Genomic DNA, 12771 nt, shown 5'->3' on the forward strand with positions numbered 1-12771 from the left:
TCACCTGCCAGTAGCTGGTCTTTCGCATTCAGGGCTGTTCTGGCCACCCCGGCAGCCTGGCTGATGCGTTTACCGGCAACGCCACCCACCGCCCCACCCACACTGCCCGCGACTTCTGCAGCCAGGTCACCACTCAACGATGGCGCCGCGTCGGGGGCGATAATATTCTCCGGCTGCACTCCACCCCTGGCGTTAGCCTTTTTATCATCTGCAAACATAGCTTCTCCTTCCTGAATGTTAATGTGCAGCGTCCGCCTGCAGCATTACCTGGTGATAACGGCTGAGTAACGCATTCCAGCGTTCGTCTGTCTGCTTCAACAACACCGGTGAAACGGGCTGATGGTTATCCACTGCCACAGACAGTTGGCGCAGTAACTCTTCCAGCGGCACTTCTCGATTTAGTTCGGCCTGCATTTGATAAACCGCTGTTTTCAAATAAGAAATTGTCAGACTTCCGCGAGTCTGCTCCTGCTCAATAAGCTTCGTTGACAGGGCCTGTAGCCGCTGCTGCAACTGGAAGTAACTGCTGTCGGCCACACTACTGCCGACGCGAGCCTGCAAAAGTCGCTCCCAACGCTGGCTTTCTGCCACCTGATGCGGATCGGCCGGCCACAGCTGGCGAGCCATTGCCACCGAGAGATCGGCGGTGCGCAGCCCGGCTAAAGGTGAAAGGTTTTCCAGGTTGCTCAGTTGCTGGCTGTAGGTCGCCACACTGGGCTGAGCCAGCCATAACTGCACTGAGCCTTCCGGTTTCGCGGCCAGTGCCGTCAGTTGCTGTTGCATGGGTTTGATTTGCACAAAGTAAACCGCAGCAGCTGTCAACAGGCTGAACAAGACACCCGCGCCAAAACCCCAAATCACTGAGTAATGTTTTATTGGCGGTGGAGCCACAAACCGTACCTCGACATTGGGGTGAGGCTGCGACTCCTCTTCCTGCAGGGTCTCAGGGGACGGTAAGGTGGTACGGACCGGTTCAGTTTCCGGCACAGAGAGATACACCATCGACGGCATTTTCAGCGGCACGGAAGGAGCTTGCTTCGCGGCCTCATTGGCAACCTCAAGCCTTTTCGCCGTGTTCTGCATGAAATACAGCAGGTTTTCAATACGCGGGACGCGTTTTAACTCAACCTGCTGCAGCTTGTCACAAAGCAACTGTAATGCGCGTTCGGCACGATACACCAGCCGCAAGTCGTCAGTATCAAACTCCTGTTGCCGCAACAGGTTACCCACTCGTGCATTGAACCATTCCAGTATCTCTGAGCGAGCCTGCGTTTGCTCTGGCCACAACTGCCCCCACTGGCTGACCACCATGCCGGAAATCAGTTCGCAGCCTTCGGTAAAACCCGCCAACCCATGTTTGTGGGTGCGTGCCAGGGTGTAATACACCGCCGTTTGCAGGTCCACACCATTAGTGCGAAACAGTGTCAATGCCAGCGATTCAATTAATCGCCAGTTCACCTCTGGCCGTGCCGGGTGATTAATTTTGTTAATTTCTTCACGCAGGGCACTGAATTCCGGCCAACGCCGGGGATCGCTACCCGTTTGAATGACGATATCTTCTGAGGTTTCGCTCATGCGTACTTATCCTTAGCACGCCTCTCTCACAGCCATATAAGAGAGGTGGTATGACAAAAATTAATACAGCGTGTCAGGCAACGTGAACTTACTGAACAGACCACCCGCGAACGGGTTATCAGACTCATCCACATAAATACGATAAGTCATCTCTCCGCCATCCACTTTGAAACGAACATCGAACGAATTGGTACCCACGTTAGTCAGTTCACCAGCATTGATCAGTCGCAGCTGTGCCCACGGACCGCTGAAACCGATGGAGCGCGGTGATTTATCGTTATCATCCGGGACTAACGTCACCTTGCTTTCTACCCCAGCACGCATAGAGTTTGGCCAGACCAGATGCACGGTATTGTTGTTACCATGCGAGTAATCCAGTAATTGCCCATCAAGGTTCAGTACGCTACGGCGTTTGTTGCCACTCAACATGACCGGTTCAATCGCAAATTGCGTCCCCAGGCCATTTTGTGCCGAGAAGAAGGTGTCGCGGATCCGTTTGGCTTGCGCCAGCTGCTGAAGAACATCAGCCCGGATCAGCAATTCGCCATCATTACCGCTACTGAGGTTATTCTCGACAAAAGGCTTCAGATTTTGCTGATAGAAGGCATCGAGCGTACCCTGTGGCCTGAAGAAGCGTTCAAACTCGCTCAGCGGAACATCCTGCTTCGCGTCAGGATCAAACGGATAACGGCCTGCCAGGTAGGTTTGGTATTGTTTGACCACCGTTTCATTCCACTCAACCTCCAGCGAGCGCACCGCCTCCATCATCACTACCCGCCAGGCTTGCTCGGCCAGATCGCTTACCCAACGATTCAGCGGTTCTGGCAGCCCCTTGGCCATCTGTTGAACTTCAAAGATCGGGTCGCTGTTATTTTGATCCAGACGGAGCTGAACCGCTTTCATCGCCGCTTTGCCTGCCGTTGGCGAGTTTTGGATCGCCAGCAGATAGCGGTGCAGGTTGGTCAGCTTCTGGTAAACGTTTTGCAGCACACTGCCTTTATCACTGTTCTCCGCCAACGCTCCGGTTTGCGGTGCAAACGCGCGGTTAATACGGGCCAGTAACTTGTAGTCAGACTTTGCCAGCCGCGTATCGCGCTCTTTACCCGCAATTGCATCCGGTAAAAACGGTGGGCGCGTGTTATCACTCAGCGTATGCAGTACACGACGGAATGGTTGATCTCCATTGACTACCAGTTCGATTGCGCTGATAGCCTGTGGCAAATCATTTAACTCATTCACCGAGAGGTTACTGATGGCAGCCCGCCAGGTGGCAATATAGTCACCAATATACTGCTCGGTGACCTGCCGCTGGATCTCCTTACGGTCAGCCTCGCTGTATTCGACATTTTTTGTGAGATTTAATACCCAGCTGTCCATCACCGTCAGATCCACCAATCGGTCGCTCTGTTTGACAAAATAGTTCTGTAAACCATTACGCGTGAGGAACTGCGGGATCACCAACAAGCGATCATCACTGGCGACAAAGATCTCATCAAAACTGGCTCCTACCTGATCGCGCAGATCGAGTGGCGGTGGCAATGCCTCCTGCGCTTTGATACGCAGGTTCTGATAGACCCGTTGGTAAATGGACAGCTTGCTCAGCTCTTGCTGCGCCAAGTGGATGGGTTTGAGATAAGGAACAAAACTCTTGATGGCATATTGGTCGCCACTTGCCCGTGCCGCATGCCAGTTAGTATGTTTCAGCGCATAATCGAGATGGCCCATCAGCTGCTGCTGCAACTCACGTTGGCCATTGAACTGCTCACTCCAGCGGTGACTCATATATTGTTCGACCAGCGGAATATTGCGGCCACTGCCATCTTCCAGCATGCGCATCACCCGCAGGATTTCGAGCTTTTCCTCGCTGCCCTTTGGCGCGGCATTCAACTGCTCTAACAGGCCACTCATCAGCGCAGGCACAAAACGTTGCTGCAGGAGTTGCAGGTAAGTGCTTTCGACATAAGGACCGATGTTACCGCCCTGATATAACCCCATATCAGCCAGCAGCGTATTTCTGTCATGATAATTACCGTAAGCCAGGGTGGCGTCACGGATCGGGTTCAGCAATGGGAGTTGCAGGTTACCGTAACGATCATCCCCTTTTGCCGCCGGGATTGAGAGGAAGGTTTTTGCCTGGGCCAACACTTCTTGCCCGGCACGGTAGTTGGTCTGGTAGTAATAGTGCCAATACCCCCACAGCACCAACGCAACAACTGCACCTACGCTGGAAAAAACTAACAGGCGTTTCCGGGAACTGCGCAGCCAAATGCCGTTTTCACCTGCCAGGTTAGGCTCGGCGAACAGCACCTGATTAAACAGATCCCTGGTGAAATAAGGCGCGGTATCAGCCACCGGCCAGGTTGGAAAAGCCTGCGGTGCCAGATGATATTGCACAGCGGCTGACTGGGTAAATACATCATCCATCTGTCCACGCTGTTGAGCCGAAGTGAGATACACCCCGCGTAACAGGAGCTGAGCATGATCGCCGCTATACAGAACGCCTTCCAGCAGCGGAATGATATAATCCTGCAGGCCCTGCATCTGGCGGATAAAGCTGAACAACTGGCTACGCTGCCCGGCATCGACACTGTTGAGCATCATGTCCGGCATAGCGCCGTTCAATTGCGTGATCCATTGCTGCCAGAACTGTCGTAACTCTTTACGCCACACCTCGGCATCAGCAGTATTCAGGCTGAATGTCACCCCCAGCACAGCCTCTCGCTGTATCTTGTCCAGCGATTGATACATAGCTTCGAAGCCGTATAACAAATCCAGCTTGGTGAAAACCACATACAACGGTATCTGACTGTGTGCGCTTAAGCGCACCTCCTGCAAACGTTGTTGAATATCAGCGATGTAGCGTTCCCGCTGGGTTTTATTCGCTGTTATCAACTGATGGAGATCAACGGTGAGGATAATACCGTTGAGTGGTTGACGCTTGCGGTGCTCCACCAGCCAGGACAATAAGCTCTGCCATAAACGGTTATTGAGTGATGCCTTACCCGCTGTCGGCGTAGTGGGTTGTTCTATCAACTCACCTGCCGGATCAATCAGCACAGCCTGCTCACCCAACCAACAGCGAACACGCAAATCAGCAGTATCAAGCGCTTCGGAACCCGTTATTTCGGTGAGCTTATAACCTTCTTTGATTAACGTGCTTTTGCCACTGTTACGCGCACCAATCACCATGTACCACGGCAAGCGGTAGAGGTAGGATGCTGTATTCAGGTGACGTTGCAACTGGGACTTCCACATGTCCAGATACTGATTCTGTTGTGCAATATCCGCGAGGATCGGATCATCAACCTGCGTTTTAACCTGCAACTGAAGTTTTTCCAGTTGCTGCAAGCGCTTCACCACCTTCAGACTCAGCCAGCAAACTGCCACCAGCACAAAAATGGCAGTCACCAGCCAACGGCTCAGCAAGGTTTCAAACGGATGGTTACTTTTCCACTGCCACTCAGGACCGTATATCCATACCCAGATTAATGCCACACAGGCCAAAAGAGCCAATACCACGGGGACTGACGCTTTCAGGCGCGGAATGGCTGGCTTAGCGATACGAATAAAAGACGGCAATTTCATACGTTAATACTCCTGTTCCATTCCCTGGCTATCATGGTGTGAACTGCCGCTGTTTTTCTGTCAGCAAAGCCATCAACGTGGGTTCCCATTCGCTTAACTGCAATTGCTGCCCCATCTGTAATAAGCTGTGGTATTGCTGCTGCGCCAACGCGGCGAGTCCTGCTTTCTCGAGCAGTTGTGCACTGAGCAATTGGTTGTAGAAGCGATCTCTGGGATCGGATTGCTGCTGTCGCTGATTGAGAGTCTGTAACGCGGCTTCCAGCCCTTGCTGTTGATAGCATTGCCAAATTTCATCCTGTTCAAGAGTGCTACCTCCCCCCGAATGCCCTGCATCCTGCTGTAACCAGCCTGCGGATTCAGAAGAGAGGAACGGCGTCATGTCGGTAAAGAAGAGCGTTCTTAATGCCGGTAATCGCTCTAAAAAAGCGCTGAGCTCATCACGGATGGCTTGTGCAACGGCGTCATAGCCCAACTTGCTGGCGATCTGGGCCGAAAGTGCATGTCCATCCAGCCAATATGGAGCCAGTGTTAAGCTCTGTTCCACCTGCTGCCACAGAGGCAAATCCGCATTGTTCATCCGTGCCAGATAATCTGCGGTTCGATCGGCAGAGACAGCAGCCAGTGGTGTACGGCCATCAGCCTGCGCCATCGGTGGTGCTGTTAAGGCCCCCCAGATTGCGTGACGACGTAAACGGAAACCTATTGCCGCCTCAGGCTGAAGCTCACACAGCATATCGGCCATTTTCAGTAACGTTTGGCGCCAGGCTTTATCATTGGAATTGTCGATCGTCAGCCCAGGGACAATCTTCGGCGCGGAAGGCGCTCCTGTCGTGCTCGACGAAGGAACATCCTCAGTCTGCGCCACCGCCTCAGCAATGCGTTCAGGTTTACGTGCATAGCTGATACGTAGTTCATCCACCTCTTTTGCCAACGCCGGTTCACTGCCATGCCAGACCTGTGCCAGATGTGCCAGTAATCCCAGTGCTTCCTCACGTCCAGCATCACTTGTTTTCTGGCAAAAGCTGTTACTGGCGCTGTCAAAACGCTTCAGAATTTGCTGAGCAAAACGCCGTTTATGCAGCAAATTCTGTGGCCATGCGCTGGCCCAAAAGTGCTGCACATAATCGGTTAATAACGAAATAGCCAGCATCAACTCGTTGGGTTCACCTGCATGCTGCAAGGTGCGCAGCAGGTGCACCATCAGGCGGAAGTCTTTACTTTTCTGCGAAAGCAACGCCATAGCTTGTTGCTGGATATCATCAATATTCAGGGTGGAATGGGCCAATGAGCCAAGCTTGACCATCTGCCCATCAATGAACTCCCATTGAGGATCGTCATCAGCCAGCGGCTGCCCAATCTGCTCTGCAGTCAGCGGAGCCAGCAATAACGTTTGCCAGGGATGTTGTGAGGTCATATCCATAGCTCTCACCAGTGGCACGCGTTGCGCAGTGGATTTAACACCTGCTTCAACTGAGTAATATTAAATGTCATGCGCGGAACGCCACCGGTTGAGCCGCTGATCGTCAACGTTTGTGCTGACATCAATCGTTTAATCTCATCGATACCGGCCAGACCCCGGCTGGATTCCAGCAAATAGCCGTTCTCGCGCAAGAACCAATGCACATCAAAACGATCGTTATCGGCGGCTAACGTCACTGAACCGTCTTTTTGAGGAGCCACCAATGCGACCTGCAGACGGGTAATATTATCGATGCAGCTCAGCATCAGTACGGGCCTGGGCGGCGGTAAGCCAATCGCGGGCGTTGTCAGTACAACCACCGGGTTTTCTCCTTGCCCTTCAGTTACCAGGAAGGTTGTTGAATGGTCAGTGCGCCCCTTTTCCTGATCCATAGCGCGCTGCCATGCAGGGCCTGCGTTAACCAAATTATTCTGCTCTCCGGCAGTTTCAGCTAACGCATTGTCATAACAGTCCAGACGCACCAGTGGCGAGGCTTCATTACGGCAGCTCATCACCAACGCCAATTTATGGGCATCGCCCTCAGCGGGAGAGTCAGGCGTCACTGTCGCCCAAAGGAGCGCAGAGTGACTGCCAGAAAACAGCAACGAACCGATCAATAACCACGTATTCATAGCTGACACCTATATTTCGCTAACTTGTAAGCCAGGGTACGTGGCGCAATACCCAAGCTGGCAGCGATACGGTTTTTATCCTTACCGTACAGGCGTTGGCGCTGCGTCAATACGGCACATTCTAAGGCTTCCACGGCTTCCGTCAGATCGTCTATTTTGCTGTAGTCATGGGATAACCCTGGCAACGTGCGCATATCAGAGGTACTGAGAGAGACCAGCAACTCGTCCAATTGCTTTTCGCGCTGCTGCTGAGCTTTAAACACCGAGCGGATCTGGCTCAATTGCGATCTCAGGTGATCCATCTCTTGCAGCTTGTTGAGACGATGCTGAAAAACCTGACAATAAATACCAAACATGCCGCGAGTATCGGCAAAACGCGCAATGTTTTCGGCAAAAACCGCAATCACTCCGCAAGCACGGCCCTGAAAGTCAAACAGCGGTATGGCGTACAAACCGCAGCCGATCGACAGTTCCTGAACAAACCTGCGAAAGTCATCGTTTTCGATACGCACTCCTTGATACAGAGAGTCCCACACTTCGGGCAGACCATTGCGCAACACCTGTATCAACGGGTGATTGATATCTTCGATGTTGGCATCCAGCCGGGTTGCAAAACGCAGGTTTTCATCAGGCCGGCGGTAACAGTCAAGACGCCCTTCACTGGCATTGAACATCGCTACCACCAGGGCACTAAACCGTTGACGCTGGTGATTAACCGCGAGAAAACAGTGGATCAGTTGTTCAATCGAATCATTCTCCAGCAGTGCAAGGACGCTTTTCAGCCGTTGTCTCATAGAGCCTCCTCAATCTGCGCGGTAAACACATTTCCCTCCGTCGCGATCCGGATATGGCCGATAGCCGAGCCGGCTGCCATTCTTTGCAATAACAATAAGGAGAGTGGCGGCAACAAGGCACCATCAATAATTGACTCAAGCATACGTGCACCGTTTTCAGCACGGGTCGCACGCAGCAGGATCTCCTCAACTACCTCGGGCTCAATCAGCACGTCAGCGTTGAAACGCTGGCGCAGCAAGCTATCCAGGCGCTCCAGCTTGCCGTGGATAATGGTTTTCAGCGTGTCTTTACCCAGCGGTAGATAAGGCACAACTTCCATACGTGCCAGCAACGCGGGCTTGAAGAAGGCTGCCAGCTCCGGGTAAAGCAACTCGTTTATCTGTTCCGGCTGGTCCGTGTTATCGACAATGGTTTGATATCCCAGATTGGAGGTCAGGAAAAACACCACGTTCTTGCAATCGATAATGCGGCCTTCACCGTCAGCCAGTTCGCCTTTATCGAAAGCCTGATAAAACAGATTGAGTACATCGGGATGCGCTTTTTCCACTTCATCCAACAACACCACGGAATAGGGCTTCTGGCGGATAGCCTCCGTCAATACACCGCCTTCACCATAGCCCACGTAGCCCGGTGGTGAACCAATCAGGCGGGAAACGGTGTGTTTTTCCTGGAATTCAGACATATTGATCGTGGTGAGATATTGGCGACCACCGTAGAGCAGTTCGGCGATCTGTAACACCGTCTCGGTTTTACCCACGCCACTGGGCCCCACCAGCAGGAAAGCCCCCATCGGGCGGCCTGGCCGACGCAGATCTGCTCTTGCGGTCAGCAAATGCTGATGCAAGCAGTGGATCGCGGTATCCTGGCCTTTGATCTGTTGACCAAGGTAAGAAGGTAACTCGGTCACCACGGCCAGTTCGCTCTGGGAAAGACGATTTAACGGTACGCCGGTCCATTCCGCGATCACCGCCGCAATCTGGTGTTTATCCACATGCGGAGAAACCAAGGTTTGATGTTGCTGCAACTGTTCCAGTTCGTTGTCCAGTTCCGCCAGGTTGGCCGCTTGTTTACCCGTTGCGGTTTCTTCCTGCGTTAACAGTTCTACCCTCAGCGCGACAATCTGCTGCACTAACTGCCGCTGCTTTTCCCAACTGGCATTCAGTTCTGCCAGTTGCTGTTCGATTTCCGCACGCTGTAATTTCAGTACTGATAAGCGCTCAGCGGGGCGGCCCAGATTGAGGCGCTGTTCTCGCTCCAGCACCTGAATTTCCATCGCCTGCTGGCTCAATTCAGTCTTCAAGGCAGAAACCTGACGCGGGGCCGAACTCAAGTTAATCGCCACTCGGGCAGCGGCAGTATCCAAAACATCAATGGCCTTATCCGGCAGTTGCCGACCGGAAAGGTAACGATCGCTGAGCATCGCCGCAGCCTGTAAGGCCTCGTCATCAATCAGAACGCCATGCGCCTGCTCATAAATAGTGCGCACGCCACGCATGATCATCGTCGCTTCTTCAGCGCTCGGCTCAGAGACTTTGACTAACTGAAAACGGCGCGAAAGCGCAGCGTCTTTCTCGAAATACTTTTTGTACTCACCCCAGGTGGTTGCCGCGATGGTTTTCAGTTCACCCCGGGCCAAAGCGGGCTTGAGCAGGTTGGAAATATCCAATCCTCCCTGCTGATTGCCTGCACCGATCAGGGTATGCGCTTCGTCAATAAACAGAATGATCGGCGTTGCTGACTGGGCGATTTCCGCCATGATGCCTTTGAAACGTTTTTCAAATTCACCTTTTACCGCCGCCCCGGCCTGAAGCGCACCGAGATCCAGCGTCATCAGTTCACTGTTGCGCAGCTTATCCGGCACCTGATTATCGACAATGCGCAGCGCCAAACCTTCGATCAGGGCACTTTTCCCTACCCCCGCTTCGCCCACCACAATCGGGTTGTTTTTACGGCGGCGGCAGAGAATATCGATCATCAGATCGATCTCTTCATCACGACACAAAACAGGATCCAGGGCATTATTACGCGCCTGTTCCGTCATGTTGCTGGCATAGCGGGCCAGCAGACTCTCCCCGTTGGTGACTGTCGCCTTGCCAGCTCCGGTGTTTTTATCCACTTGAGGCGCTTCAGCTGAGTCGGCCGTCCAGCCAGAAAAGTTCTGGCGGAGTAATTCGCGGTTAACGGGCGATAACAGGCGGCCTGCAGCAGGTGTCAGGTAACGCAATGGACTGAACAACAGGGTTAATAACATCACGCCGCTGCGTAACTGATTATGCTCCATCTCAGTCGAGGCCAATAACCAACTGTCCTGTAACCACTCCACCAGCAAAGGCGAAAAGCTCGGGTAAGCCTGAGTCACTGACTGATAGCTCGAAATACGCTGGTCGAGCAATTCGCTCAATTCATCAGTGTCCACACCGGCATGGCCGAGAATTAGTCGGACATCGCTTAACGGTGTGGCGATTATTTGCAGCAACACCTGCGAAACCGTAATTTCGGCCTCCTGCTGGCTGACACAATATGCTGCTGCCGCTTCCAATGCGTGACGGGTGATCGGATTCAGGCATTTTACCAGCGTGGATAAGTCAATCTGGATCATCTGGGCTTCCCTAGCTCAATAAATTGTTTAGCTGCTGCAAAATATCCTGAGTCTGGTTGTGCAGGTGGACGGCATAAAACAGATAAATGACGGCCAACAGGCTTAAGCCGCCCCACAACACATGCTTGATGGTCAAACGTTTACTCAAGTGATAACGGTCACCGAGGCGACTTTGCTTTTGATGCAGAACGGTCGGTGGAGCATCGCCGCGTAACTGATGTAGTTGGTGATGCAAGCGGCGAAATAACCTTTCAAAATCATCGCTGTTCTGCACGGTCACCTTGTAGCGACCGCGATAGCCCAAACAGAAACAGAGATAAATAAACTCCAGCAAGTCCTGGTAACGCTTGGGTTCCCCCATCAAACGTTCCAGCAAGACATACACTTTCTCCCCGCCCCAGGTTTCATTATGGAAATGCACCAGCAGTGACTGCTGTAACCAACCGTTCTGGGTGTTCCAGCCGTTCCCTAATGCGGTTTCATCAATGAAAGTACAGAGCACATAACGAAACGAGACAATCGCACCAGGCTCATAGCCTTTGGTCTGCAGGAATTGCTCAATCGCACGGATATCCGTCACCACTTGCTGATAAAGCTGCTCAGGTAACGGCTGGTTTTCCATGTCTTTCAGACGCAGCACCATGCCAAGTAGCGGCGTCGCAGCATCCACCATGGCATTAAGGCTTTCGCCACGCAGTGGAAGCTGATATTGCCGGTAGGTCGTTACAGGCTCCTGCGTAGAGAGCAGGGTATTGTCAGTGACGGCATCCATTTTCATTAACTACTCCTGATGGCCCAGAACTGCATATCCAACTCCGGGAAATCCCCCGAAACATGGAAGGCAATCGCATTGCTCTGCTGGATTTCTTTCCAGGCCGGGCTTTGCAGATCCAGCATAAAGTAGGTATATCCCGAATGATAAGGCAGTTGACGCGGCGCGGCAGAGAGGGCCACCAATGGCACGCCAGGCAGTTGCACACTGACGAGTTCGCGTATTTTCTCCAGCGTGGTGATTTTTGTTTGCTGGATAAACTGCCTGCGCAGTTGTTCTTGCGGGATTTGTGCACGAACGGCCAGCACGAAGTCAGCGCTGCGCAACAGATCACGATCGTTGATAGTCGCCACGCGAATACCATGAGCCTGTAAATGCAGTTGAATAGAGATCGCTCGCGGTGTTAGTACCGTGCTAAGTACCTGCCGCATCGCCAAAAACAGCGGCTGGAAACTGTCGGTCAGGTTGTCATGGTTATAGACCGGGAAAATCCCAGCCAAACGGGATTCATCGGTAAATGTTCGCAATTCACCGCAGGTTTGTACCAGTTGGCTGTAAAAAGCTTCTGGGTGCATCACCGCCTGATGGGCTAAGTGCGTGAACAGCGGCTGTGCCCGGTTAAAAACCTGCAACATCATAAATTCAGCAACGTCGGCAATCCCTTGCTGACCTGGAGAACCAATACGTTTGGCCAACAGGCGTGCACGTTCAACTAATGAACCTTCCACTTCATCCATAAAGCTTTTCAATTGGCTGGAGACACTGAGAGTAGTACAGGTAGGGATGAACTCTTCATCCAGTATTAACGCACCATCGGGACGTTTCTCTTTGATCCGGCAAAGTGGCAACACAGAATAGGCGCTGAGATCTTCCGACCCTTGCATCAAACGCGGTGCCAACTGGGCTAACATCAATTGGCTGACATCGCCACCGTCAGTATGCAGATCCCGCACATCATCAGTATGTTCACGGTAGCGGCTCGTTCCCGGCAATTGGCTCTGTTGTCCTGCCACTTCATTAATCACATCATTGAGCATCGGCAATGCCAGATAAATATCCCGACTGGCAGCGTCGTTACAGTTCAGCACATCCAGTGGTTTGGGTACGTTATCCTGATGGGGAATATCGAACACGGTGCCATCAGCCATGATGCCGCTCGCCGCACTCAAACCAATACGGCCCAGCTTTAATAACTCCTGATTCAAGATTAATGAGTTAAAACCATAACTATAACCTTGTAGGGCAGTAATCCGACGTTGTAACTGGTAATCGTTATGTCTTTGCTGCTGCTGAAAATGTTGCGGCTTGATGAACAATCCTTCGCGCCAAATCACCCGGTTCTTGGTCGGCATGG

At 52.6% G+C, this 12771-nt stretch carries 9 protein-coding genes; all 9 read right to left on the reverse strand.

The features are described from left to right. Positions 1-218, reverse strand: a 218-nt coding sequence (locus AC07U6_RS20925) for a hypothetical protein (protein ID WP_494764842.1), incomplete at its 3' end; no start/stop codon positions are given. A 19-nt stretch (positions 219-237) separates the two neighbouring features. Continuing rightward, entirely contained in the window at positions 238-1575 is a 1338-nt protein-coding gene (locus AC07U6_RS20930) for a VasL domain-containing protein (RefSeq protein ID WP_494763323.1), read from the reverse strand. 60 nt (positions 1576-1635) lie between these two features. Continuing rightward, complete coding sequence (gene tssM, locus AC07U6_RS20935; RefSeq protein ID WP_494763324.1) at positions 1636-5160, reverse strand: type VI secretion system membrane subunit TssM; 3525 nt, start codon at positions 5158-5160, stop codon at positions 1636-1638. A 31-nt stretch (positions 5161-5191) separates the two neighbouring features. After that, the gene (gene tssA / locus AC07U6_RS20940; RefSeq protein WP_494763325.1) at positions 5192-6580 is read right to left on the reverse strand and encodes a type VI secretion system protein TssA; all 1389 of its coding nucleotides are present in this window, start codon (positions 6578-6580) and stop codon (positions 5192-5194) included. A 5-nt stretch (positions 6581-6585) separates the two neighbouring features. Then, the gene (gene vasI, locus AC07U6_RS20945) at positions 6586-7251 is read right to left on the reverse strand and encodes a type VI secretion system-associated protein VasI (RefSeq protein WP_494763326.1); all 666 of its coding nucleotides are present in this window, start codon (positions 7249-7251) and stop codon (positions 6586-6588) included. After that, positions 7248-8045 carry a Fis family transcriptional regulator gene (locus AC07U6_RS20950; protein WP_494763327.1) on the reverse strand — a complete coding sequence of 266 codons (798 nt, stop codon included), beginning with the start codon at positions 8043-8045 and terminating at the stop codon, positions 7248-7250. Before AC07U6_RS20950 ends, vasI begins: the two co-directional genes overlap by 4 nt. Continuing rightward, complete coding sequence (tssH, locus tag AC07U6_RS20955; protein ID WP_494763328.1) at positions 8042-10645, reverse strand: type VI secretion system ATPase TssH; 2604 nt, start codon at positions 10643-10645, stop codon at positions 8042-8044. Before tssH ends, AC07U6_RS20950 begins: the two co-directional genes overlap by 4 nt. 10 nt (positions 10646-10655) lie before the next feature. Next, the gene (gene icmH / locus AC07U6_RS20960) at positions 10656-11423 is read right to left on the reverse strand and encodes a type IVB secretion system protein IcmH/DotU (protein WP_494763329.1); all 768 of its coding nucleotides are present in this window, start codon (positions 11421-11423) and stop codon (positions 10656-10658) included. After that, the gene (tssK, locus tag AC07U6_RS20965) at positions 11423-12769 is read right to left on the reverse strand and encodes a type VI secretion system baseplate subunit TssK (RefSeq protein WP_494763330.1); all 1347 of its coding nucleotides are present in this window, start codon (positions 12767-12769) and stop codon (positions 11423-11425) included. Before tssK ends, icmH begins: the two co-directional genes overlap by 1 nt. Positions 12770-12771: the final 2 nt, after the last annotated feature.

This window comes from Erwinia sp. GW821-FHT03D09 (assembly GCF_059420805.1).

What these genes read in the sequence shown, in the direction of transcription:
- tssA (WP_494763325.1), bottom strand. Translation starts at nt 6,580, where the DNA reads ATGGATATGACCTCACAACATCCCTGGCAAACGTTATTGCTGGCTCCG.
- AC07U6_RS20950 (WP_494763327.1), bottom strand. Translation starts at nt 8,045, where the DNA reads ATGAGACAACGGCTGAAAAGCGTCCTTGCACTGCTGGAGAATGATTCG.
- vasI (WP_494763326.1), bottom strand. Translation starts at nt 7,251, where the DNA reads ATGAATACGTGGTTATTGATCGGTTCGTTGCTGTTTTCTGGCAGTCAC.
- icmH (WP_494763329.1), bottom strand. Translation starts at nt 11,423, where the DNA reads ATGAAAATGGATGCCGTCACTGACAATACCCTGCTCTCTACGCAGGAG.
- tssH (WP_494763328.1), bottom strand. Translation starts at nt 10,645, where the DNA reads ATGATCCAGATTGACTTATCCACGCTGGTAAAATGCCTGAATCCGATC.
- tssM (WP_494763324.1), bottom strand. Translation starts at nt 5,160, where the DNA reads ATGAAATTGCCGTCTTTTATTCGTATCGCTAAGCCAGCCATTCCGCGC.
- tssK (WP_494763330.1), bottom strand. Translation starts at nt 12,769, where the DNA reads ATGCCGACCAAGAACCGGGTGATTTGGCGCGAAGGATTGTTCATCAAG.
- AC07U6_RS20930 (WP_494763323.1), bottom strand. Translation starts at nt 1,575, where the DNA reads ATGAGCGAAACCTCAGAAGATATCGTCATTCAAACGGGTAGCGATCCC.